At 61.2% G+C, this 24,478-nt stretch carries 19 protein-coding genes and 1 riboswitch; of the genes, 8 read left to right on the top strand and 11 right to left on the bottom strand.

The window, feature by feature from the left end; genetic code table 11:
• Window positions 1-221: 221 nt before the first annotated feature.
• Window positions 222-3,128, bottom strand: a complete 2,907-nt coding sequence (rapA, locus tag B2J69_RS09465) for an RNA polymerase-associated protein RapA (RefSeq protein WP_081138654.1) — start codon at window positions 3,126-3,128, stop codon at window positions 222-224.
• 156 nt (window positions 3,129-3,284) lie between these two features.
• Window positions 3,285-5,645 carry a DNA polymerase II gene (polB, locus tag B2J69_RS09460; protein WP_081138651.1) on the bottom strand — a complete coding sequence of 787 codons (2,361 nt, stop codon included), beginning with the start codon at window positions 5,643-5,645 and terminating at the stop codon, window positions 3,285-3,287.
• Between the two features lie 154 nt (window positions 5,646-5,799).
• On the opposite strand from polB, the gene B2J69_RS09455 reads away from it, so the two are divergent.
• Window positions 5,800-6,564 (top strand): DedA family protein, encoded by a 765-nt coding sequence (locus tag B2J69_RS09455; RefSeq protein WP_081138648.1) that lies wholly within the window; start codon window positions 5,800-5,802, stop codon window positions 6,562-6,564.
• Here B2J69_RS09455 and thiQ read toward each other — a convergent pair.
• The 4 genes from thiQ to sgrR all read right to left on the bottom strand — a co-directional run bounded on the left by thiQ (window position 6,541) and on the right by sgrR (window position 11,653).
• Complete coding sequence (gene thiQ / locus B2J69_RS09450) at window positions 6,541-7,263, bottom strand: thiamine ABC transporter ATP-binding protein ThiQ (protein ID WP_081138646.1); 723 nt, start codon at window positions 7,261-7,263, stop codon at window positions 6,541-6,543. The two genes, B2J69_RS09455 and thiQ, sit on opposite strands and share 24 nt — an antisense overlap.
• Window positions 7,247-8,857, bottom strand: coding sequence for a thiamine/thiamine pyrophosphate ABC transporter permease ThiP (gene thiP, locus B2J69_RS09445; protein WP_081138644.1), 1,611 nt, complete (start codon window positions 8,855-8,857; stop codon window positions 7,247-7,249). The genes thiQ and thiP overlap by 17 nt, the downstream gene beginning before the upstream one ends.
• Window positions 8,833-9,819, bottom strand: coding sequence for a thiamine ABC transporter substrate binding subunit (thiB, locus tag B2J69_RS09440; RefSeq protein ID WP_081138641.1), 987 nt, complete (start codon window positions 9,817-9,819; stop codon window positions 8,833-8,835). Before thiB ends, thiP begins: the two co-directional genes overlap by 25 nt.
• 44 nt (window positions 9,820-9,863) lie before the next feature.
• Window positions 9,864-9,956: riboswitch (TPP riboswitch) on the bottom strand.
• A gap of 35 nt (window positions 9,957-9,991) precedes the next feature.
• On the bottom strand, window positions 9,992-11,653 hold the full coding sequence (gene sgrR, locus B2J69_RS09435; RefSeq protein ID WP_081138638.1) for an HTH-type transcriptional regulator SgrR: 1,662 nt from the start codon (window positions 11,651-11,653) through the stop codon (window positions 9,992-9,994).
• Window positions 11,654-11,903: 250 nt separating this feature from the next.
• Between sgrR and B2J69_RS09430 the strand changes: the two genes are divergently transcribed.
• On the top strand, window positions 11,904-13,082 hold the full coding sequence (locus tag B2J69_RS09430; RefSeq protein ID WP_081138635.1) for an MFS transporter: 1,179 nt from the start codon (window positions 11,904-11,906) through the stop codon (window positions 13,080-13,082).
• A gap of 185 nt (window positions 13,083-13,267) precedes the next feature.
• On the opposite strand, the gene leuD is transcribed toward B2J69_RS09430, so the two are convergent.
• The 5 genes from leuD to leuL all read right to left on the bottom strand — a co-directional run bounded on the left by leuD (window position 13,268) and on the right by leuL (window position 18,108).
• A complete protein-coding gene (leuD, locus tag B2J69_RS09425; protein ID WP_081138633.1) occupies window positions 13,268-13,873 on the bottom strand; it encodes a 3-isopropylmalate dehydratase small subunit in 606 nt (201 codons plus the stop codon).
• Window positions 13,874-13,875: 2 nt separating this feature from the next.
• Entirely contained in the window at window positions 13,876-15,279 is a 1,404-nt protein-coding gene (gene leuC / locus B2J69_RS09420; RefSeq protein ID WP_081138630.1) for a 3-isopropylmalate dehydratase large subunit, read from the bottom strand.
• A gap of 4 nt (window positions 15,280-15,283) precedes the next feature.
• Window positions 15,284-16,375, bottom strand: coding sequence for a 3-isopropylmalate dehydrogenase (gene leuB, locus B2J69_RS09415; protein WP_081138628.1), 1,092 nt, complete (start codon window positions 16,373-16,375; stop codon window positions 15,284-15,286).
• Between the two features lie 2 nt (window positions 16,376-16,377).
• Window positions 16,378-17,934, bottom strand: coding sequence for a 2-isopropylmalate synthase (gene leuA / locus B2J69_RS09410; RefSeq protein ID WP_081138625.1), 1,557 nt, complete (start codon window positions 17,932-17,934; stop codon window positions 16,378-16,380).
• A gap of 90 nt (window positions 17,935-18,024) precedes the next feature.
• Window positions 18,025-18,108: a leu operon leader peptide gene (leuL, locus tag B2J69_RS24520; RefSeq protein WP_127908400.1), complete on the bottom strand. Its 84-nt coding sequence runs from the start codon at window positions 18,106-18,108 to the stop codon at window positions 18,025-18,027.
• Window positions 18,109-18,844: 736 nt separating this feature from the next.
• Here leuL and ilvI point away from each other — a divergent pair.
• The 6 genes from ilvI (at window position 18,845) to ftsL (ending at window position 24,468) form a co-directional block, all read left to right on the top strand.
• The gene (gene ilvI, locus B2J69_RS09405) at window positions 18,845-20,569 is read left to right on the top strand and encodes an acetolactate synthase 3 large subunit (RefSeq protein ID WP_081138623.1); all 1,725 of its coding nucleotides are present in this window, start codon (window positions 18,845-18,847) and stop codon (window positions 20,567-20,569) included.
• Window positions 20,570-20,571: 2 nt separating this feature from the next.
• Window positions 20,572-21,063: an acetolactate synthase small subunit gene (gene ilvN, locus B2J69_RS09400; RefSeq protein WP_081138620.1), complete on the top strand. Its 492-nt coding sequence runs from the start codon at window positions 20,572-20,574 to the stop codon at window positions 21,061-21,063.
• 188 nt (window positions 21,064-21,251) lie between these two features.
• Window positions 21,252-22,262: a catabolite repressor/activator gene (gene cra / locus B2J69_RS09395; protein ID WP_081138617.1), complete on the top strand. Its 1,011-nt coding sequence runs from the start codon at window positions 21,252-21,254 to the stop codon at window positions 22,260-22,262.
• A 486-nt stretch (window positions 22,263-22,748) separates the two neighbouring features.
• The gene (mraZ, locus tag B2J69_RS09390) at window positions 22,749-23,207 is read left to right on the top strand and encodes a division/cell wall cluster transcriptional repressor MraZ (RefSeq protein WP_081138615.1); all 459 of its coding nucleotides are present in this window, start codon (window positions 22,749-22,751) and stop codon (window positions 23,205-23,207) included.
• A gap of 2 nt (window positions 23,208-23,209) precedes the next feature.
• Entirely contained in the window at window positions 23,210-24,151 is a 942-nt protein-coding gene (rsmH, locus tag B2J69_RS09385; RefSeq protein ID WP_081138612.1) for a 16S rRNA (cytosine(1402)-N(4))-methyltransferase RsmH, read from the top strand.
• Window positions 24,148-24,468, top strand: coding sequence for a cell division protein FtsL (gene ftsL, locus B2J69_RS09380; protein ID WP_081138610.1), 321 nt, complete (start codon window positions 24,148-24,150; stop codon window positions 24,466-24,468). Before rsmH ends, ftsL begins: the two co-directional genes overlap by 4 nt.
• Window positions 24,469-24,478 lie beyond the last annotated feature (10 nt).

Here is a 24,478-nt window from a genome sequence, read left to right as displayed (position 1 = left end):
TTTATTCGCTTTCTGTCTAAAGTAAAAGGGAGCTGTATGGCCCCAGAGATTGTTAACAAGGTGCTGATGCAGGTGACATAGACCGATCGCAAAGACGCAAAAAGCGTCATCCCTGACAGCTCGGCCCGCGCAGTCCCTTGCGCGGGACGCTTTGCTCTTCGGTCTATGTCACCCGCATTTTGAGTTTGTTGCAGTCTTAAGGGGCCAACGGCCCCGATAGATTACTGATGCGTCACCACGATCAGACGCAGCGCGTCGAGACGCCAGTTCGCCTGGCTCAGACTCTCCAGCACCTGCTGACGGTTGCTCTCCAGCGCCTCGATCTCATCCTCGCGGATATTCGGGTTCACCGCCTTCAGCGCCTCCAGACGCGACAGCTCGGCGCCCAGCTTCTCGTCCGCTTCGGCGCGCGCCGCCGCGATCAGCGCCTGCGCTTCCGGCACCACTTTCTCTTCGGCCTGCACCAGAATGGCGTGCACATCCTGCTGCACCGCGTTGACCAGCTTGCTGCCGGTGTGGCGGTTCACCGCGTTAAGCTGGCGGTTGAAGCTCTCAAACTCCACCTTGCCCGCGAGGTTGGTGCCGTTGCGATCCAGCAGCATGCGGATCGGCGTCGGCGGCAGGAAGCGGGTCAGCTGCAGATGCTTCGGCGCCTGCGCCTCAACCACGTAGATCATCTCCACCAGCAGCGTGCCGACCGGCAGCGCCTTGTTCTTCAGCAGCGACAGCGCGCAGCTGCCGGTGTCGCCGGAGAGGATCAGATCCAGACCGTTGCGGATCAGCGGATGCTCCCAGGTGATGAACTGGGTATCTTCGCGCGACAGCGCCTGGTCGCGGTTAAAGGTAATGGTGCAGCCATCTTCCGGCAGACCCGGGAAATCGGGCACCAGCATATGGTCGGACGGCGTCAGCACGATCAGGTTATCGCTGCGATCCTCCTGATTGATGCCGACGATATCGAACAGGTTGAGCGCAAAGTTCACCAGCTCGGTGTCGTTGTCCTGCGCGGCGATCTCCGCCGCCAGCGCCTGCGCCGACTCGCCGCCGTTGGAGTTCAGCTCCAGCAGGCGGTCACGTCCGTTCTCCAGCTGCGCCTTCAGCGACTCGTGCTGCTTGCGGCAGTCGGCGATAAATTCATCCAGGCCTTCGCTGTTTTCCGGCGCGGCGAGGAAGTCGATCAGCGGCTGATGCACGCTGTCGTAGATGGTGCGGCCGGTCGGACAGGTGTGCTCGAAGGCATCCAGCCCTTCGTGATACCAGCGCAGCAGCACCGCCTGGGCGGTTTTCTCCAGCCAGGGCACGAGGATTTGAATGTCGTGCGCCTGGCCGATGCGATCGAGACGGCCGATACGCTGCTCCAGCAGATCCGGGTTAAACGGCAGATCGAACATCACCAGCCGGCTGGCGAACTGGAAGTTGCGTCCTTCTGAGCCGATCTCGGAGCAGAGCAGCACCTGTGCGCCGTTCTCTTCCGAGGCGAACCAGGCGGCGGCGCGGTCGCGTTCGATAATCGACAGCCCTTCATGGAACACCGCCGCGCGGATGCCTTCACGCTCGCGCAGCACCTGCTCCAGCTGCAGCGCGGTGGCCGCTTTGGCGCAGATCACCAGCACCTTCTCTTTGCGATTGCTGGTCAGGTAGCCGAGCAGCCACTCGACGCGCGGATCGAAGTTCCACCAGGTGCCGGTGTCGCCTTCGAACTCCTGATAAATCTGCTCGGGGTAGAGCAGGTCGCGTGCGCGCTCCTCGGCGCTTTTGCGCGCGCCCATAATGCCAGAGACTTTGATCGCGGTCTGATACTGCGCGGGCAGCGGCAAGCGGATCTGATGCAGTTCGCGTTTCGGGAAGCCTTTCACGCCGTTGCGCGTGTTGCGGAACAGCACGCGGCTGGTGCCGTGGCGATCCATCAGCATGGCGATCAGCTCTTTGCGCGCGTCCAGCTTGCCGTCGCGATCGCTGTTGGCGACCTGCAGCAGCGGCTCGATATCCTGCTCGCCCACCAGGTCGTTGATGATGTTCATCTCATCCTGCGAGATGGCGTTGTCGGCCAGCAGCGAAGAGACCGCGTCGGCGACCGGACGATAGTGCTGCTGCTCGTCGACGAACTGCGCAAAGTCGTGGAAGCGGTTGGGATCGAGCAGGCGCAGACGGGCGAAATGGCTCTCCATGCCCAGCTGTTCCGGCGTCGCGGTCAGCAGCAGCACGCCGGGGATCTGCTCCGCCAGCTGCTCGATAACCGCATATTCGCGGCTCGGCGCGCCTTCGCTCCAGGCGAGATGGTGCGCTTCGTCGACCACCATCAGGTCCCACTCGGCGTCCGCCAGCTGCTCGAGGCGCTGCTTGTTGCGGCGCACGAAATCGAGCGAGCAGATAATTAACTGTTCGGTCTCAAAGGCGTTGTCGCTGTCGTGCTGCGCTTCGGCGTAGCGATCGTCGTCAAACAGCGCGAAACGCAGGTTAAAGCGGCGCAGCATCTCCACCAGCCACTGATGCTGCAGGGTTTCCGGCACGATGATCAGCACGCGCTCGGCGCGTCCGGCCAGCAGCTGCTGCTGGATGATCATGCCCGCCTCGATGGTTTTGCCGAGGCCCACTTCGTCCGCCAGCAGCACGCGCGGCGCATGGCGGCGGCCCACGTCGTGGGCGATATGCAGCTGGTGCGGGATCAGGTTGGTGCGCATGCCGCGCAGGCCGCTGACCGGCAGGCGATACTGGGCGCTCTGATATTTGCGCGCGCGAAAGCGCAGCGCGAAGCGATCCATGCGGTCGAGCTGGCCGGCGAACAGGCGATCCTGCGGTTTGCTGAACACCAGCTTGCTGTCGAGCATCACTTCCCGCAGCACGACGTCACTTTCTTCGGTATCAAGACGCGTGCCGATATAGGTCATCAGGTCATTTTCATTGCGGACTTCATCGACGCGCATTTGCCAGCCTTCGTGGCTGGTCACCGTATCGCCCGGATTAAAGATTACGCGGGTCACCGGGGAGTCGTTACGGGCGTACAGACGGTTTTCGCCTGTCGCCGGAAACAGCAGCGTAACCATGCGGGCGTCTGCCGCCACTACCGTGCCCAGTCCCAGTTCACTTTCCGTATCACTAATCCAGCGTTGACCTAATGTAAAAACCATATCTTTTTAGCTCGAATTTTTAATGAATTTTTGGTGATGATCCCCGACCACAGGCAATACCTTTTCCCCAGACAAAGAGGCGTCTGGTCAGGTTATAAGAGCGGTGAGATGCAGGAAGGGCGCTATGGTACTGGAAGGCAGGCCGTTCGTCACCTGTCAAAAAAGCCCCAGCTGCCCAGTAATCAGTGTAGCAAAGTCGCCGTCGACGAAAGGCAAAATGCCGTCAGCCACCGGCTGCAGCTGCTTGCTGACGTAGTGATCGTAGTCCAGCGGCGTGACGCGCGCCTCCAGCGGCTCGGGGCCGGCCGTCGCCATTACGTAGCGAATGGAGCCGCCGTTCTGGTACTGCAGCGGCCGGTTCAGCTTGCGGTTCTGCTCGTCCGCCAGCCGCGCGGCGCGCACGTGCGGCGGCACGTTGCGCTCATAGTCGGCCAGCGGGCGGCGCAGCCGTTTTTTATACACCAGCTGGTCGTCCAGCTCGCCCGCCAGCAGGCGCGCCACCGTGTCGCGCACGTAATCCTGCCAGGGTTCGCCGCGAAAGATGCGGCCGTAGAGCGCCTGCTGAAACTGCTGCGCCAGCGGCGTCCAGTCGGTGCGCACCGACTCCAGCCCTTTGAACACCATGCGCTCGCTGGCGCCGTCGCGGATCAGCCCGGCGTAGCGTTTTTTACTGCCCTGTTCGGCGCCGCGAATGGTCGGCATCAGGAAGCGGCTGAAGTGGTTTTCATACTCCAGCTCCAGCGCGCTGGTTAGGCCGTACTGCTGCTGCAGATGCTCGCGCCACCAGACGTTGATCTGCTCCGCCAGCGCGCGGCCGATGGCGGCCGCCTCCGCCTCGCCGTGCGGCGCTTTCAGCCAGACGAAGGTCGAGTCGGTATCGCCGTAAATCACATCAAAGCCCTGCGCTTCAATGAGCTGGCGCGTCTGCTGCATAATGGCGTGGCCGCGCAGGGTGATTGAGGAGGCGAGGCGAGGATCGAAGAAACGGCAGGCGCTGGTGCCGAGCACGCCGTAAAAGGCGTTCATAATGATCTTTAGCGCTTGCGACAGCGGCTGATTGCCCTGCTGTTTGGCCGCTTCGCGTCCCTGCCAGATCTGCTCAACAAGGGCGGGCAGACAGTGTGTTTGCCGTGAGAAGCGCGCCTCGCGGAAGCCAGGCACGGAATCGGCGTCGTCGGGATGCGCCAGCCCTTCCACCAGGCCAACCGGATCGATCAGGAAGCTGCGGATAATCGACGGATAGAGGCTTTTGTAGTCGAGCACCAGCACCGAGTCGTAGAGGCCGGGACGCGAATCCATCACGTAGCCGCCTGGGCTCGCCTCCGGCGCGATCTCGCCGAGATTTGGCGCGACAAAGCCGGCGCGGTGCATACGCGGAATATAAAGATGGTTAAAGGCCGCCACCGATCCGCCGTGGCGATCCGCCGCCAGGCCGTTTACCGACGCGCGCTCCAGCAGAAACGGCATAATCTCGGTTTTATGGAAGATGCGCGTGACCAACTCGCAGTCTTTGAGGTTGTAGCGCGCCAGCGCCGGCTTATCATTGGCGAAGCGCCAGTTGATCTCCTCCATGCGGTGCCAGGGATTGTCGATCGCCTTGCCTTCGCCCAGCAGGGTTTGCGACACCGACTCGAGGCTAAAAGAGGGGAACATCCAGAAGGCGGATTTCAGCGCCTCGATGCCGTCGATAATCAGACGGCCCGGTGCGCCGGCGGCAAAGACGCCAGGCTTGAAGCCGTGCTCGCGCCACTCCAGCGGCGTATTCTGCCGGCCGAGGCGCAGCGGGATGCCGTAGCGATCGGCGTGTTTTTGCAGCACGCGCAGATCGAACTGAATGACGTTCCAGCCGATCAGCACGTCGGGATCGTGTTCGGCGAACCAGGCGTTAAGCGCTTCCAGCAGCTGCGGGCGCGTATCGAGATAAGTCAGCTCGAAGTCGAGCGCGCTGGCGTCGCCGTTGGGCGGGCCCAGCATAAAGACCTGCCGCTGGCCGCAGCCCTCCAGCCCGATGCAGTAAAGTTCACCGTGCTGGGTGGTTTCAATATCCAGCGACACCCACTTCAGCGGCGGACGGTAGTCGGGATGCGGCTTCAGGCGGGCGTTGACCAGCGTGTCGCCCTGCGGCTCGCCGCTGAACCAGACCGGCGCGGTGATAAAGCGCTCCATCAGGAAACGCTCCGGCGGCCGGATATCCGCTTCATAAACCGGAATGCCCTGTTCGCGCAGCAGCTTCTCCAGCCGCTGTAGCTGGCGATGCTGGCGACAGTAGAGGCCGAACACCGGGCGACGGCGAAAATCCCTCAGCGCCAGCGGCTGGAAGCGCACCTGGCGCTCGTCGCGCAGCAGCGCTTCCACCTGCGGCTGATAGTCGCGCGGAATAAAGGCCACCGCCTCCTGAGCGGGCAGCACCAGACGCTGCGCGCCGCTGTCGGTGGCCAGCCAGAAGATGATTTCAGTGCCCTGAGCGCTGTCGCGCCAGTGACGGGTAAGCAGGAATCCTGCGCGCGGCGTATTCACATCGGCTCCAGAGGAAAAAACAGCCAGAGTATATCATGGTTATTTATCCAGTGCGCGCGGGCGCGCTTTTGTCAATATCACCCTACAATTCTTACCTTGACGCTGCCGCGCCGCCTCTGGACAATCCAGCATCCGAAATCTGAGAAGGACGGTTATGGAAGCCTGGATTCAACATCTGTTTACGCAGTCGCTGGAGTACGCGCTGATCGCCGTTGCGCTGGTGACCTTTCTTGAATCGCTGGCCTTTGTCGGCCTGCTGCTACCGGGCACCGTGATGATGGCGAGCCTGGGCGCGCTGGTGGGCAGCGGGCAGATTGGGCTCTATCCCGCCTGGGCGGCGGGCATTGTCGGTTGCCTGCTGGGCGACTGGCTCTCTTACGGCATCGGCTGGAAGTTTCAGGGGCCGCTGCACCGCTGGAAATACCTGCAAAAATACAAAGGGCTGCTGGATAAAACCGAGCACGCGCTGCATCAGCACAGCATGTTTACCATTCTGGTCGGGCGCTTTGTCGGGCCGACGCGTCCGCTGATCCCACTGGCGGCGGGCATGCTTGAACTGCCGGTGCGCAAATTTCTGCCGCCGAACCTGATCGGCTGCCTGCTGTGGCCGCCGCTCTATCTGCTGCCGGGCATTCTGGCGGGCGTGGCGATTGACGTGCCGAAGGACGCGCAGAGCGGCGCCTTTAAGTGGCTGCTGCTGCTGGTGGCGCTGCTGGTGTGGCTGGGCTGCTGGCTCGGCTGGCGCTGGTGGCGCAGCGGCAAAAGCCGCGACTGGGCGACGCCGTATCTGCCACCTGCGCGCCTGCGCTGGCTGGCGCCGCTGGGCATGATCGTCGCGGTGGCCGCCTTCGCCGCCATCCAGTTCCATCCGATGATGCCGATGTTCCGTCGGCTGCTATGGCAGGTCTTTTTTGCCTGACGCGCGCGCGATGCCGAGCACCTCGGCTTCGCGCGTATTGCCCGACAACAGCGCCTCGGTCGCGCCGTCCCAGTAGACGCGGCCGTCGACGATCACCAGACTGCGCGGCGCAATCTGCTGCGCATCCTCCAGGCTGTGCGACACCATCAACAGGGTGATCGCCCGCGCCTCGCAGACGCGCCGCACCAGCTGCAGCATCTCGTTACGCAGCGCCGGATCGAGCGCCGAAAAGGGCTCGTCGAGCAGCAGCACCGGACGCTCGCGCAGCAGACAGCGCGCCAGCGCCGCGCGCTGCCGCTGACCGCCGGAGAGCTGGCCCGGCAGGCGCGTCAGCAGATCGCTTAACCCCACCTGATCGGCAATCTCCTCCAGCTGGCGCCGCTGCGCGGCGTTGAGCTTCAGCCCCGGATGCAGGCCCAGCGCCATATTCTGCTGCACGTTAAGGTGTGGAAACAGGTTGTTCTCCTGAAACAGCATCGACACCGGACGCTGCGACGGCACGCTGTGGGTGTGATCCGCGCCGTCGATGCGCAGCGCGCCCTGGCTGACCGGCAGAAAGCCGGCGATCAGGCTCAGCAGTGTGCTTTTGCCCGCGCCGCTTGGCCCCAGCACCGCCAGCCGTTCGCCGCGCGCGGCGCTGAGGCTGAAACGCATCGGCAGATGTTGATAGAGATAGGTCAGATTAGTCAGTGTCAGCATGGCGGCCAGGAAGGGATTCCATCAGGGTAAACAGCAGCAAACAGAGCGCCAGCAGCAGCAGCGCGGTGACCGCGCCGTCTGCGCCGCGGTAGGCGCCGGTTTGCTGATAGAGGTAAAAGGGCAGGGTGCGGAAGTCGGCGCTGCCGAACAGCGCCACCACGCCGAAGTCGCCGATAGAGAGCACGCAGGCGAAAGCCAGCGCCTGCGCCAGCGGACGCTTCAGCGCGCGCAGTTCAATCAGCCGCAGCCGGTTCCAGCCGCTGACGCCCAGCGAGGCGCAGAGATGCGTATAGCGCTCGGCAAGATCGCGCATCGGATTTTCCAGCACCTTGAGCGCATAGGGCACGGCGAGCAGCGCGTTGGCGAAGATCACCAGCCCGTCGGGCGAGTCGGGCAGGCCGGTGGTGGCGTTGAACAGCAGAAAGAAGCCGGTCGCCAGCACGATGCCCGGCATCGCCAGGATCAGCATGCCGCTGGTTTCTATAAGCTGCGCAGGCAGCAGGCGCTGACGCAGGCGCAGCTCGCGGCTGCTCCACAGCAGCATCATGGTCAGCGTGACGCAGAGCACGCCAGCGCCGACAGCGATGCGCAGCGAGGTCAGGGTCGCCTGCCACAGCGCCGGCTGCGCCAGCGCGCCGCCCGACGCGCCGCGCAGCCCGTCAACCACCACCGCCAGCAGCGGCGGCAGCAGCAGCAAGAGGGCCAGCGTGATAATCAGCGTGTCGGCAAAGCGCGCGCGCCGCGAATCCTGCGGATCGCGCCAGCCGCGCAGCGGCGTGCTGCCCGCTGGGATCGCCTTGCTGAAGCGCTGGCTCAGCAGCACCAGCGTCAGGCAGAAGGCGAGCTGGATCAGCGCCAGCAGCGCGGCGCGGCCGGGATCGTAGTCGTAGCTCAGCGCCTGAAAGATCGCCAGTTCAACGGTGGTGGCCTGCGGGCCGCCGCCGAGCGACAGCACGGTGGCGAAGCTGGCGAAGCAGAGCATAAAAATCAGCGCGCCGGTCGGCAGCAGCTGACGGCGCAGCCAGGGCCACTCCAGCAGGTGGAACAGATGCCAGCCGCGCAGGCCGAGCTGGGCGGCGAGCTGACGCTGCTCGCCGGGAATGCTCTCCAGCGCCTGCAGCATCAGGCGCGTCGCCAGCGGCAGGTTGAAAAAAACGTGCGCCAGCAGAATGCCCTGCAGTCCATAGGGCGAAAAGCGGTAGTCAACGCCGAGCAGCTGGCAGAGCTGCGCCAGCCAGCCGACCCGGCCATAGACCGTCAGCAGGCCGAATACCGCCACCAGCACCGGCAGCACCAGCGTCATGGCGCAGAGGCGCAGCAGCAGCTGGCGGCCGGGAAACCGGCGCCGGTAAAGCGCGCGCGCCAGCGGGATCGCCGGCAGCAGCGACAGCAGCGCGGAGAGCAGCGCCTGGGTAAAGGAGAAGCGCACCACATGGCGCAGATAGCTGTCGTGCAGCAGCCCACGCCAGTCGCCCGTCGGCGCGCTGAACCAGAGCGCGCCGAACGCCAGCAGCGCCACGGCGAGCAGCAGCAGCGCGGCAGCGCCGCCCGGCGCCAGCCACAGCGGGATTAACGGCTGACGGCGCGTTGCCATGCGCTAATCCAGCTGGCGCGCTGCTGCGCCACGTCCTGCGGACTATAGTGCAGCGCGGTTTGCGGCACGCTCAGCGTCTGGAAACCGGCGGGCAGATCGCTTTTGATCACCGGATACATCCAGTTGCCGGTCGGGATGGCGTTCTGGAAGGCGGGCGTCAGCATAAACTGCATGAACTGCTGCGCCAGTTTCGGCTGCTTGCTGCTGGCGAGCTGCGCGGCGACTTCTACCTGCAGGTAGTGGCCTTCGGCGAACGGCGCGGCGGCGTAGTTCGCTTTCTTCTCTTCAATCAGGTGATAGGCGGGCGAGGTGGTGTAGCTCAGCACCAGATCCCCTTCGCCTTTCAGGAACAGTCCGTAGGCTTCGCTCCAGCCTTTGGTCACGGTGACGGTTTTCTGCGCCAGCTTCTGCCAGGCCTCTGGCGCCTTGTCGCCGTAGACCTTCTGCATCCAGAGCAGCAGGCCGAGACCTGGGGTGCTGGTGCGCGGATCTTCATAGATGACACGCCACTTTTCCGGGCTCTCTACCAGTTCTTTCAGGCTGGTGGGCGGGTTTTTCAGGCGCGTTTTATCGTAGACGAAGGCGAAGTAGCCATAGTCGAAGGGCACGAAGGTCTGATCCTGCCAGCCGCCTGGCAGCGTCAGGCTATGGAGATCGACCGTGCTTTTGGCGAACAGGCCGGTCTGCTGCGCCGCCTGCAGCAGATTGTTATCGAGGCCGAGCACCACGTCGGCCTTGCTGTTCTTGCCCTCCATGCGCACGCGGTTCAGCAGCGAGACGCCATCTTCCAGCGCCACATAGTTCAGCTCGCAGCCGCACTGCGCTTCAAACGCTTTTTTAACCGCCGGGCCGGGGCCCCATTCGGCGGAGAACGAGTCGTAGGTATAGACGGTCAGGGCAGGTTTGGCCGCCAGCGCCGGCACGGACAGCAACATCAGCAGAGGGAGAATCTGTTTAACCACTTTGCGCTCCAGGGGAGAGTTGTTATGAGTCGCAAAGGATCTGAGCGTAGCAGCCTCTCAAATCCCTACGTCGGTATTAACCGAATCAGGTTCGACGGGTTTATCTCAGCCTTTTGCAGGCACCCCGTTGAGAACGGCTCATTCTAGACATTTCGACGCCAGGGGGAAAGCGTCACAGCGTCGGCGGCGCGAACCAGGCGGATTTAAAGTCGAACCAGCCGAGGGTGTTAAGCCGCACGCCGCGCATGCTGCGCTGGCCTTCCAGCAGCAGCCAGTGATGGAACAGCGGATGCAAACCGCCCGCGTCCAGCAGCCGCTTGCTCCATTCGGCGAGCGGCAGCGCTTTGCGCCGCCAGCGCGAGGCGTCGCCTTGCCAGTCGAGCGGCAGACAGTGATGCAGCAGCGGGATCTCGTAGAGCTGGGCGAACAGCGCATACTCCAGCGGCAGAGTGAAGTTGACGCTGCCGAGCCAGACGTCGCTCTCCGCCTCGCCCTGATGCCAGGTTTCGTAGTCGACCTCGCGGGTAATCAGCTGCACCTGATGCTGCGCCAGCAGCGGACGCAGCGCGCTGGCGATGCCGTGATGTTCCACATGCTGGCTGTACCAGGTCAGCGTCAGGCTCTCCAGCCCCGCCGGCTTCTCCACCGGCGTCAGGTCGCGGCGGTGATGCCAGCGCGGCAGCAGGCCGTAGGCGGGATACCAGTAGCGCTGATAGCCCATCTCCGCATGGTTGAGCAGGGCGATGGGATTAAGCAGATAGCCGAGCCAGCGGCGGATGGCCGCGTCGCGACCTGTCGCGGAGCGCTGGTCGAACAAGAGGAAATAGCAGCCCTCTTCAAGGCGGCTCTCTTCTGATTTTTCATCCTCGCCGTCGCCCTGCAGCCGCACGCCGGAATAGACCAGCTCGTCGCTGATCTCCGGCAGCACCCAGATAGAGACGTCGTCGATCAGCGCGCGAAAGCCGAAGTAGTCGTCGAACGCTTCGATTTTCAGCTGGCTCTGCTGGTTGCGTACCACGCGATAGGGGCCGGTGCCGACGGGCTGGCGGGCAAAGTCGCGCATCTGCGGCCACTCGCGCGGCAGGATCATCGCGCTGACGCTGCCGAGCAGCCACGGCAGCCAGCTGTCCGGTTCGCTGAGGTGAATATCCAGCGTCCAGGGCGCGGGCGAATCAATCTCACGGATATGGGAGAAGAGCGGCTGCGGTCGCAGGCGCTCCAGGCTTGAAATCACGTCCGCCATCTCCAGCTCGCGGCCGTGGTGAAAGCGGATCGCCGGGCGCAGGTAGAAGCGCCAGTGCAGCGGCGAGATCGCCTGCCAGTGATGGGCGATATCCGCTTCGATTTCCCCGTTTTCCTCATTTATACGCGTCAGGCCGTTGAAAATTTGCCGCGCCAGATGGGTTTCCGAGCGGCGCAGCGGCGAGCCAGGCAGCAGGTTAAGCAGCGGCCGGTAGTAGAGCACGCGCAAAATATGTTTGCCCTGACGAAAGCTGCGGCCAAGGTGGGCGCGGATCATCTGGCGCACCTCCGCCTTGTCGCCGACCAGCTGCACCAGCTGATCGATGCGATCCTGCGCCAGCAGATCTTCGGCGCGCTCCTGCTGCAGCGCCAGCCCCGTGTAGCAGAAGCTGAGCTGCGAGCGCTTGCCGCGTCCCGCCTCCGCCTGCCAGGTGAGCCAGCCCGCCTCCTGCATCGCATTCAACAGGTTGCGCATATGGCGACGCGAGCAGTGCAGCCGCTCGGCCAGCTCGCTCAGCGTGACCAACTGGCTCTCGCCGTGACAGCTTTGCCACAGGCGGATGAACTGCTGCTTAAGGCGCGATGAGGACATAAATGAGGAACTCCTTGTGAAAAGCGCTCAGTTTTTCCTGCCTCATATTACGGGCAAACTTAGCGCTATTGGAAGAGCGGGAGGCATTCAGCACTGAATGGCGCTCGACCATGATGCCGCTGCGGCGGGATCTTTTCTGAGTAGGGTGCAATTACACCGCCAGCAGTGATTTTCTCTGCTGGCTTTTTTCTGTTGCGCTAGAATCCTTTCTCTTGTTTTTCCCGCTTTATTACCTGAAAGGGATGTCGCTATGAAGTCGCTGTTAACCCGGACGCGCCGTATCAATCCGGTCTTCCTCGCTTTTATGGCGGCCTCTTTTATGATCGGCGTCGCCGGCGCGCTGCAGGCGCCGACGCTGAGCCTGTTTCTGACGCGCGAGGTGCAGGCGCGCCCCTTCTGGGTCGGGCTCTTTTTCACCGTCAACGCCATTGCGGGCATTGCCGTCAGCATGCTGGTGGCGAAGCGCTCCGACAGCCGCGGCGATCGCCGCACGCTGATCCTCTTTTGCTGTGTGATGGCCTTTTGCAACGCGCTGCTGTTCGCCTTTACCCGCCACTATCTGACGCTGATCACCCTGGGCGTGCTGCTCTCGGCGCTGGCCAGCGTGTCAATGCCGCAGATCTTCGCGCTGGCGCGCGAGTATGCCGACCAGTCGGCGCGCGAAGCGGTGATGTTCAGTTCGGTGATGCGCGCGCAGCTGTCGCTCGCCTGGGTAATCGGTCCGCCGCTGTCGTTCGCGCTGGCGCTTAACTTCGGCTTCGTGACGCTGTTTCTGGTGGCGGCCGCGCTGTTTCTGGTCTGTATTGTGCTGATCAAATTCACCCTGCCGTCGGTGCCGCGCGCCCAGCCGCTGATGAGGAGCGGCGGCATGCCGCTGAGCGGCTGGCGCGACCGCGACGTGCGCCTGCTGTTTATCGCCTCGGTGACGATGTGGACCTGCAACACCATGTATATCATCGATATGCCGCTCTATATCAGCGTGACGCTGGGGCTGCCAGAGAAGCTGGCGGGGCTGCTGATGGGCACCGCTGCCGGGCTGGAGATCCCGGTGATGCTGCTGGCCGGGCACTACGCGAAGCGCGTCGGCAAGCGCAATCTGATGCTGGTCGCCCTGGCGGCGGGCATTCTGTTTTACGCCGGGCTGGTGATATTCGCCTCGCAGACCGCGCTGATGGCGCTGCAGCTGTTTAACGCGGTGTTTATCGGCATTATCGCCGGCATCGGCATGCTGTGGTTTCAGGATCTGATGCCGGGCAGGCCAGGAGCGGCGACCACGATGTTCACCAACTCAATTTCCACCGGAATGATTCTGGCGGGGGTAATTCAGGGCACGCTCAGCGAGCGCTTCGGGCATATTGCGGTGTACTGGCTGGCGCTGGGGCTGGCCGTCGCGGCGTTCGCCATGTCGACGCGCGTGAAGAACGTATAAAAGAGAAGGGCGACGCGGTGGTCGCCCTTAAACAGGACCGGTGCTAACGAGGGTGGCATGGGCCGATCGCAAAGGCGCTCAAGGCATCCATGCTCGCTCGGCCCGCGACATCCCTGTCGCGGTACGCTTTGCTCTTCTGCCCATGCCACCCTCGTTTTGACTTTAGTGCTGTCTGGAAGTAAGCCTTAATTCAGAAACGCAGGCTGGCGCTGTTCGTAGTCGGTAATCGCCGCTTCGTGCTGCAGCGTCAGGCCGATGCTGTCGAGGCCGTTCAGCATGCAGTGGCGACGGAAGCTGTCGATCTCGAACGAATAGACCTTGTCGCCCGCCGTCACCGTCTGCGCTTCCAGATCGACGGTAAAGCGGATGCCCGGCTGCGCCGCCACCAGCTGGAACATCTCGTCGACCTGCTCATCGCTGAGGCGCACCGGCAGCAGCTGGTTGTTGAAACTGTTGCCGTAAAAAATGTCGGCGAAGCTCGGCGCAATCACCACGTGAAAACCGAAATCGGTCAGCGCCCAGGGCGCGTGCTCGCGCGAGGAGCCGCAGCCGAAGTTTTCACGCGCCAGCAGAATGCTGGTGCCCTGAAACTCTGGCTTGTTCAGCACAAAGCTGGCGGTCGGCACGGTGCCGGCGTCATCGTCGAAACGCCAGTCGTGAAACAGGTGCGCGCCAAAGCCGGTGCGCGTCACCTTCTGCAGAAACTGCTTGGGAATAATGGCGTCGGTGTCGACGTTCGCCGCGTCCAGCGGGGCGACGATGCCGGTGTGCTGAGTAAATTTATTCGCCATGATCAAGCTCCTGTCAGTTCACGGATATCGGCAAAGTGGCCGGACACAGCCGCTGCGGCGGCCATCGCCGGGCTGACCAGATGGGTGCGTCCGCCGCGACCCTGACGACCTTCAAAGTTACGGTTGCTGGTCGAGGCGCAGCGCTCGCCTGGATTCAGGCGGTCGTTGTTCATCGCCAGACACATTGAGCAGCCCGGCAGGCGCCATTCGAAACCGGCTTCGAGGAAAATCTTGTCCAGACCTTCCGCTTCCGCCTGCGCTTTCACCGGACCGGAGCCTGGCACCACCATCGCCACCACGCCCGGCGCGACCTTGCGTCCTTTGGCGATGGCCGCTGCGGCGCGCAAATCTTCGATGCGCGAGTTGGTGCAGGAACCGATAAACACCTTGTCGATCGCCACGTCGGTCAGGCGAATGCCCGGCTGCAGATTCATATAGGCCAGCGCCTTCTCGGCGGAGGCGCGCTCGACCGGATCGGCAAACGAGGCCGGATTGGGGATCAGCTGATCCACGGCGATCACCTGGCCCGGGTTGGTGCCCCAGGTCACCTGCGGCGCGATGTCGGCGGCGTTCAGCGTCACCACGGCGTCGTAGTGCGCGCCTTCGTCCGACTTCAGGGTGCGCCAGTATTCCACCGCCTGCTCCCACTTCTCGCCCTGCGGCGCGAACTGACGACCCTTCAGATAGTTAAAGGTGGTATCGTCCGGCGCCACCAGGCCCGCTTTGGCGCCCATCTCGATCGCCATATTGCACAGCGTCATACGACCTTCCATGCTCAGTGCTTCGATAGCCGGGCCGCAGAACTCCACTACGTGGCCGGTGCCGCCCGCGCTGCCGGTTTTGCCGATAATCGCCAGCACGATGTCTTTGGCGGTGATGCCCGTTGCGGCGTCGCCCAGCACTTCAATTTTCATGGTTTTGGCATGACCCTGCTTCAGCGTCTGGGTGGCGAAGACGTGCTCCACTTCCGAGGTGCCGATGCCGAAGGCCAGCGAACCGAATGCGCCGTGGGTCGCGGTGTGCGAATCGCCGCAGACGATGGTCATGCCCGGCAGCGTCATGCCCTGCTCAGGCCCGATAACGTGCACGATGCCCTGAAACGGATGGTTCAGATCGTAGAGCTGTACGCCGAACTCGGCGCAGTTCTTGATCAGCTCCTGCATCTGGATGCGAGCCATCTCGCCGGAGGCGTTGATGTCTTTGGTTTGGGTCGAGACGTTGTGATCCATGGTGGCGAAGGTCTTCGACGGCTGACGCACCTTGCGGCCGTGGGCGCGCAGACCGTCAAAGGCCTGCGGCGACGTCACCTCGTGGATCAGGTGACGATCGATATAGAGCAGCGGCGTCTCGTTGGGCGCTTCGTAAACGACATGTGCATCAAATAACTTCTGGTATAAAGTTTTCATTATTTTATTTTTCCTCGGCGATAAAGCGGGCAATGATGCTGCCCATCTCATCAGTGGAGACGGCGGGGCCGTCGCCGGCCAAATCACGGGTGCGATAGCCTTCTTCCAGCGCGCGGCTGATGGCGCGCTCGATGCTGTCGGCGGCGGCGTCGGCATTCAGGCTGTAGCGCAGCAGCAGCGACAGCGACAGGATCTGCGCCACCGGGTTAGCGATATTCTGCCCGGCGATGTCCGGCGCGGAGCCGCCTGCTGGCTCATACAGGCCAAAACCCTCTTCGTTCAGGCTGGCGGAGGGCAGCATGCCCATTGAGCCGGTGATCATCGCGCATTCGTCAGAGAGAATGTCGCCGAACAGATTGGAGCAGAGCAGCACGTCGAACTGCGACGGGTCTTTGATCAGCTGCATGGTGGCGTTGTCGATATAGATATGGCTCAGCTGCACGTCGGGGTAATCTTTCGCCACTTCATTGACGATTTCGCGCCACATCACCGAGGTCTGCAGCACGTTGGCTTTGTCGACAGAGGTGACTTTATTGCGACGCTTGCGCGCCGACTCAAAGGCGATGCGGGCGATGCGCTCAATCTCGAAACGGTGGTAAACCTCAGTGTCGAAGGCGCGCTCGTGCGGACCGCTGCCTTCACGGCCTTTCGGCTGGCCGAAGTAAATGCCGCCGGTCAGCTCGCGCACGCACAGGATATCGAACCCTTTCGCGGCGATATCGGCGCGCAGCGGACAGAACGCTTCCAGACCCTGATAGAGCGCGGCCGGGCGCAGGTTGCTGAACAGTTTGAAATGCTTGCGCAGCGGCAGCAGCGCGCCGCGCTCTGGCTGCGACGCGGGCGGCAGATGCTCCCATTTCGGGCCGCCGACCGAGCCGAACAGAATGGCGTCGGCCTGCTCGCAGCCTGCGACGGTGGCAGGCGGCAGCGGTTCGCCGTGACGGTCGATGGCGATGCCGCCGACGTCATATTCGCTGGTGGTGATGCGCATATCAAAGCGGTGACGAATCGCGTCCAGCACCTTCATGGCCTGCGCCATCACTTCCGGGCCGATGCCGTCGCCAGGCAATACTGCGATATGAGAAGAGGTAGACATAGTTACACCGTTTCCTTCTGAAATTTGCGCTGCAGTTCTTTTTCAACTTCTTTGGCGCGCCAGATATTGTTCAGCGCGTTCACCATCGCTTTCGCGGAGGACTCGACGATATCGGTCGCCAGGCCCACGCCGTGGAATTTGCGGCCGTTGTAGTTGACCACGATATCGACCTGGCCCAGCGCGTTCTCGCCGTGGCCTTTCGCCGTTAACTTGTAGTGCATCAGCTCAGCTTCAAAGCCGGTAATGCGGTTGATCGCCTGATAAACCGCGTCGACCGGACCGTTACCGGTGGCGGCGTCCGCTTTGGTCTCTTCGCCGCAGCCCAGCTGCACCGAGGCGGTCGCCGTGACGCTGGTGCCGGTCTGCACGTTGAACTCGTTCAGCTGGAAATGCTCCGGCTCTTCATGCTGTTTGTTGATAAAGGCCAGCGCTTCCAGGTCGTAATCAAACACCTGGCCTTTTTTATCGGCCAGTTTCAGGAAGGCGTCATACAGCGCGTCCAGGCTGTAGTCGCTCTCTTTATAGCCCATCTCTTCCATGCGGTGTTTCACCGCGGCGCGGCCGGAACGCGAAGTCAGGTTCAGCTGGATTTTATGCAGGCCGATCGACTCCGGCGTCAGGATTTCATAGTTCTCGCGGTTCTTCAGCACACCGTCCTGATGAATGCCGGAAGAGTGGGCGAAGGCGTTGGAGCCGACCACTGCCTTGTTGGCCGGGATCGGCATATTGCAGATCTGGCTCACCATCTGGCTGGTGCGGTAAATTTCCTGATGCTGGATGTTGGTGTGCACGTTCAGGATCTGCTGGCGGGTTTTGATCGCCATGATCACCTCTTCCAGCGCGCAGTTGCCGGCGCGTTCGCCCAGGCCGTTCAGCGTGCCTTCGACCTGGCGCGCGCCGGCCTGCACGGCCGCCAGCGCGTTGCCGGTCGCCATGCCTAAATCGTCATGGGTGTGCACCGACAGGATCGCTTTGTCGATATTCGGCACGCGGTTGATCAGCTGGCTGATGATGCTGGCGTACTCTCCGGGCAGGGTGTAACCCACGGTGTCAGGAATGTTGATGGTGGTGGCACCGGCGTTGATCGCCGCTTCTACCACGCGACACAGGTCGTCGATCGGCGTACGGCCGCCATCTTCGCAGGAAAATTCGACGTCGCTGGTATAGTTGCGCGCGCGCTTCACCATGTGCACCGCGCGTTCAATCACCTCAGGCAGGGTGCTGCGCAGTTTGGTGGCGATATGCATCGGCGAGGTGGCGATAAAGGTGTGGATACGATAGGCCTCCGCCACGCGCAGCGCTTCCCAGGCGGCGTCGATATCTTTCTCGACGCAGCGCGCCAGTCCGCAGACCCGGCTGTTTTTAATGGTGCGCGCGATGGTCTGTACGGATTCGAAGTCGCCCGGCGACGAAACCGGAAAACCGACTTCCATCACGTCGACACCCATACGCTCCAGCGCCAGTGCGATCTGCAATTTTTCTTTCACACTCAGGCTGGCCTGTAATGCCTGCTCACCGTCGCGCAGAGTGGTATCGAAAATAATGACTTGCTGGCTCATCGTATTCATCCTTATGCGTTAACTTCACCGTGCAACGAGCATAAAAAAACCCGCGCAGGGCGCGGGTTTTTAACTTTCAGCAGGTTCGAATCAGTGTTTGATTCTGCCCACGAGTCTACCGCGCAAACTGAATGCGTTAAGTAGTAGACCGAGTAGGCGGAATGAATGAAACATGGATTCGAACCTCGTAAAATGTTGTGCTGCACATATTGGTACTGGAATCGGGTCGGGATGTCAACCATAAGTAAAAGGCTATTTTTGCCGGCGCATTAAGAAAAAAATCCTGTCATTTAGCGCTGCTCTGGTGAAACCGGCGAGGTTTGGCGACGCGCGCGGCGGCCAGCGTCGACCGCGACCGCAAAAGCACAGGCTAAATATTTTATCTGTTTGAATTAAATGTGTTTATTGGGTTCTTTTCACCTGATGGTAAAAAGCGTCGCGCGGTTTAGCGCGGAACAATATCGTGTGCTGGCTTTATTTCAGAGTTAATCACGCCAGAAATGAATCTCTCTGGCGGATTGTGAGCCAGCAGCAAAGAAATTAATTTTTTGTTATTTCTTATAACCCGCTAAAAATGTTTTCACCCCCAGCATTTTCTTCTACCTAAATCGCAGCGAATTAGATAAATCCTCGCGCAGATTTCTTATCGCGCAGAGCCTTTACGGCCAGATTAGCGATAAGAGAGCCGTCTGACGTTTGCCTGCCAGGTTTTCTACGGTTATGGTAATCGACCAACTCTTAAAACAATCAACCAGACAGATTTCTCTGTATCTGGACAGCGTGAACCACCTTCGCTGTCTGCGCATAAACATAAGTTTTTGATATTAACTGGCGAATCAGAGCTGGATATCGGCGGCGCGCTGCAATGCGCAGGTTGCCGACCTCCGCTCCCCAAGCCTGGAGGCAGAAGATGGAGATGTTGTCAGGAGCCGAAATGGTCGTCCGTTCGTTAATCGATCAGGGCGTAAAGCAGGTGTTCGGTTATCCGGGCGGCGCGGTGCTGGATATTTACGACGCGCTGCAAACCGTGGGCGGAATTGATCACATACTGGTGCGCCACGAGCAGGGCGCCGTGCATATGGCCGACGGCCTGGCGCGCGCCACGGGCGAAGTCGGCGTGGTGCTGGTGACCTCGGGTCCCGGCGCGACCAACGCTATTACCGGGATCGCCACCGCCTATATGGACTCGATTCCGCTGGTGATCCTGTCGGGCCAGGTGCCTTCCTCGCTGATCGGCTACGACGCCTTTCAGGAGTGCGATATGGTGGGGATTTCCCGCCCGGTGGTGAAACACAGTTTTCTGGTGAAAAGCACCGAAGAGATCCCGACGGTGCTGAAAAAAGCCTTCTGGCTGGCGGCCAGCGGGCGGCCAGGCCCGGTGGTTATCGATCTGCCGAAAGATATTCTCAATCCGGCCAACAAGCTGCCCTACGTCTATCCGGACTCGGTGAGCATGCGCTCCTATAATCCGACCATTCAGGGGCATAAAGGACAGATCAAGCGCGCCTTAAACACGCTGCTGGCCGCGCACAAGCCGGTGATGTACGTTGGCGGCGGGGCGATCACCTCCTCATGCGAGGCGGAACTGCTGCAGCTGGCTGAAACGCTGAACATCCCGGTGACCAGCTCGCTGATGGGGCTAGGGGCGTTTCCCGGCACCCATCGCCAGTCGGTGGGCATGCTCGGCATGCACGGCACCTATGAAGCCAATATGACGATGCACAACGCCGACCTGATCTTCGCTGTCGGCGTGCGCTTCGACGATCGCACCACCAACAATCTGGCCAAATATTGCCCGAACGCCACGGTGCTGCATATCGACATCGATCCGACCTCGATCTCGAAAACCGTCGCGGCGGACATTCCTATCGTCGGCGATGCGAAACAGACGCTGCAGCAGATGCTGGAGCTGCTGGCGCAGAGCGAGACAAAGCAGGAATTCGACAGCCTGCGCGACTGGTGGCAGAGCATCGAAGGCTGGCGCAGCCGTCAATGTCTGGCGTTCGATCGCAACAGCGACAAGATCAAGCCGCAGGCGGTGATCGAGACTATCTGGCGTCTGACCCACGGCGACGCGTACGTCACCTCGGATGTCGGCCAGCATCAGATGTTCGCGGCGCTCTATTATCCCTTTGATAAACCGCGCCGCTGGATCAACTCCGGCGGACTGGGCACCATGGGCTTCGGCCTGCCGGCCGCGCTGGGCGTTAAGATGGCGCTGCCGGAAGAGACGGTGATCTGCGTCACCGGCGATGGCAGCATCCAGATGAATATCCAGGAGCTGTCTACCGCGCTGCAGTACGATCTGCCGGTACTGGTGCTGAGCCTCAACAACCGCGTGCTCGGCATGGTGAAGCAGTGGCAGGATATGATCTATTCCGGCCGCCATTCGCAGTCTTATATGGAGTCGCTGCCTGACTTCGTGCGCCTGGCCGAAGCGTACGGCCATGTCGGCATCGCGATTCAGCATCCTTCCGAACTGGAAGAGAAGCTGCAGCTGGCGCTGGACTCGCTGGCGAAAGGGCGTCTGGTGTTCGTCGACGTTACCGTCGACGGCAGCGAGCACGTCTACCCGATGCAGATCCGCGGCGGGTCGATGGATGAGATGTGGCTGAGCAAAACGGAGAGGACTTAATTATGCGTCGTATTTTATCGGTTCTGCTGGAGAACGAATCCGGCGCATTGTCTCGCGTAGTGGGGCTGTTTTCCCAGCGCGGTTACAACATCGAGAGCCTGACCGTCGCGCCCACCGACGATCCAACGCTATCGCGCATGACAATTCAAACGGTCGGCGACGAAAAAGTGCTGGAGCAGATTGAAAAGCAGCTGCACAAGCTGGTGGACGTGCTGCGCGTCAGTGAACTGGGGCAGGGCGCCTACGTCGAGCGCGAAATTATGCTGGTGAAGCTGCAGGCCACCGGCTATGGACGCGAAGAGGTGAAGCGCAGCGCTGAAATCTTCCGCGGTCAGATTATCGACGTGACGCCGACGCTGTACACGGTTCAGCTGGCGGGCACCAGTGACAAGCTCGACGCCTTCCTCAGTACGGTACGCGAAGTGGCGGAAATCGTTGAAGTGGCGCGTTCCGGCATCGTCGGCGTGTCGCGCGGCGATCGCATTATGCGTTAATCACGCCAGGTGACTGTCTCTAACCCGGCGTAATGCCGGGTTTTTTTATTTTATGCGCTATGCAGGGATCGCTGTGAAAAGCGGTTGCTCGGCGCACTATTCTGCTGTTAGATGTGACAAACGAGTTACCCTTAGCTTAGTTGCGGGCATCTGCCGCAGCTCGGCTTGCCGTGAAGTATGGAGTTATCGTGAAACTGGATGAAATCGCGCGTCTGGCAGGCGTGTCGCGCACCACGGCCAGTTATGTCATCAATGGCAAGGCGCGGCAGTATCGTGTCAGCGAAAAAACCGTCGAGAAAGTGATGGCGGTGGTGCGTGAACATAACTATCACCCTAATGCCGTGGCGGCGGGCCTGCGGGCCGGCCGCACGCGCTCTATCGGCCTGGTGATCCCCGATCTGGAGAACACCAGCTATACCCGCATCGCCAACTATCTGGAGCGGCAGGCGCGTCAGCGCGGCTATCAGCTGCTAATCGCCTGTTCGGAAGATCAGCCTGACAACGAGATGCGCTGTATCGAACATCTGCTGCAGCGTCAGGTGGATGCGATTATCGTCTCAACCTCGCTGCCGCCGGAGCATCCGTTCTATCAGCGCTGGATCCACGATCCGCTGCCGATTATCGCGCTAGACCGCGCGCTGGATCGTGAACACTTCACCAGCGTGGTTGGCGCCGATCAGGACGACTCTTTCACCCTGGCGGCTGAATTGCGTCAGCTTCCGGTGAAAAATGTGCTGTTTCTCGGCGCGCTGCCAGAGCTTTCCGTGAGTTTTCTGCGGGAAATGGGTTTCCGCGACGCCTGGAAAGAGGATCCGCGTCCTGTCGACTATATCTACTGCAACAGCTTCGAGCGCACGGCGGCCGCGGCGCTGTTCGAAAAATATCTCGACGATCACGAGATGCCGGAGGCGCTTTTTACTACTTCGTTCGGCCTGCTGCAGGGCGTGATGGACGTGACGCTAAAACGTGACGGACGCCTGCCGACCGACCTCGCGATCGCCACATTTGGCGACCACGAATTACTGGACTTTCTGGAGTGTCCGGTGCTGGCGGTTGGGCAGCGTCATCGCGACGTGGCGGAGCGCGTGCTGGAGTTAGTTCTGGCTTCGCTTGATGAACCGCGAAAACCGAAACCGGGATTAACCCGTATTCGACGTAATTTATTCCGTCGCGGTCAGCTGAGCCGCAAAGTTAAATAGCCAACAGGCAGCGACGCCGCTGCCCTTAAATTTTCTCGCATTAATGTTCGTCAATTTTTAGGGTAAAAAAGCGTAAATATGCGACACCTTACCTAACACATTAGCCGCGATGTGTTTGTAAAATGTCCAGATCTTGCGCTTGCTCACGGTGCTCGTCACGTAAGGTGCAGCGACGAGACGTTCAGAAATCCCCTAAAATGCAGCCCCTGTCTCAGAAACCGTGAAGAATATTCCCGCAGGCGGTCAGCTTTATTTTTAATCATTTTTTTAAGGCTTGCTGTTTTTATACCATTATTCATCAGGTTAATTTTTGAAATTGCCCTTTTCCCCGCTTTGTTGCTTTTCAATCAGCGAAATTACCCCTTGTAAATAGTTATATTCCCGCCGCGCTTCGGCTTGACAATGATTTCATCGCCTCCGTAAACTCGTGGCGTGGTAAAAAGTGGGATAAAGTGGTGAAAATGGGGAGCTGAGGGGAAGGCTGGCATGTTCCGTGGAGCAACGTTAGTCAATCTCGACAGCAAGGGGCGACTGGCCGTACCAACACGCTATCGCGACCAGCTGATCGGGGAATCTCAAGGGCAGATGGTATGCACCATCGACCTTCATCAACCCTGCCTGCTCCTTTATCCTCTGCCCGAATGGGAAATCATTGAAAAAAAGCTGTCTCGCTTATCCAGCATGAACCCCGTCGAGCGTCGCGTTCAGCGACTGCTGTTAGGGCATGCCAGTGAGTGTCAGATGGATAACGCAGGCCGCTTACTGCTGGCGAATACCCTTCGTCAACACGCGCACCTGACGAAAGAAGTGATGCTGGTCGGCCAGTTCAACAAGTTTGAACTGTGGGATGAACAGACCTGGTATCAACAAGTTAAGGATGACATTGACGCAGAACAGTCGGCTCAGGAACCTTTATCTGATCGGTTGCAGGACTTGTCGCTATAGCTATGCAGGAAAATTTTAAACATACCACGGTGCTGCTGGACGAGGCGGTTAACGGCCTCAATATCAGGGAAGACGGCATCTACATCGACGGCACCTTTGGTCGCGGCGGACATTCGCGTTTGATTCTGTCGCAGCTGGGCGCGCAGGGACGGCTTATCGCCATCGATCGCGACCCGCAGGCTATCGCGGCCGCCGCCGAAATCACGGACCCGCGCTTCTCGATTGTGCATGGCCCTTTCTCCGCGCTGGCGGAGTATGTCGAGGCGCTGGAACTCAGCGGCAAAATTAATGGCATCCTGCTCGATTTAGGCGTCTCCTCGCCGCAGCTGGACGACGCGGAGCGCGGCTTCTCCTTTATGCGCGACGGACCGCTCGATATGCGTATGGATCCGACGCGCGGCCAGTCGGCGGCCGAGTGGCTGCTGCAGGCGGAAGAGGGGGATATCGCCTTTGTGCTGAAGACCTACGGCGAAGAGCGTTTCGCCAAACGCATCGCGCGCGCCATCGTTGAGCGCAATCGCGAGCAGCCGATGACGCGCACCAAAGAGCTGGCCGAAGTGATCGCCGCGGCGACGCCGGTGAAAGATAAATTCAAGCATCCGGCGACGCGCAGCTTTCAGGCGATCCGCATCTGGATCAACAGCGAGCTGGAAGAGATCGACACCGCGCTGAAAGGGGCGTTGTCGGCGCTGGCGCCGGAAGGGCGTCTGTCCGTCATCAGCTTCCACTCGCTGGAAGATCGCCTGGTGAAGCGTTTTATGCGCGACCAGAGCCGCGGCCCGCAGGTGCCGGCCGGCCTGCCGATGACTGAAGCGCAGCTGAAAGCGCTGGGCGGACGTCAGCTAAAGCTGCTCGGCAAAATGACGCCGGGCGAGGCGGAAGTGGCGGATAACCCGCGCGCGCGCAGTTCGGTATTGCGCATCGCTGAGAGAACCGACGCATGATCGGCAACGAACGTCACAGCCTGCCGGGCGTCATTGGTGGCGACCTGCTGCGCTTCGGCAAAATCCCGGTGATCCTGCTGATCGCCGTGCTGGTGTCGGCCGTGACGGTGGTCACCACGACGCACAAAACGCGTCTGCTGACCGCGCAGCGCGAGCAGCTGGTACTGGAGCGCGACGCGCTGGACATTGAATGGCGTAACCTGATCCTTGAAGAGAACGCGCTGGGCGATCATAGCCGGGTGGAGCGCATCGCCACCGAGAAGCTACAGCTGCAGCATGTTGATCCGTCACAGGAAAACATCGTAGTACAGAAATAAGGAACGCTAA

The sequence above is a fragment of the Pantoea latae genome (assembly GCF_002077695.1).
Lineage (GTDB): Bacteria > Pseudomonadota > Gammaproteobacteria > Enterobacterales > Enterobacteriaceae > Pantoea > Pantoea latae.
The sequence above is the reverse complement of the archived record's forward strand: the minus strand, read 5'-3'. Positions and strand labels throughout refer to the sequence as shown.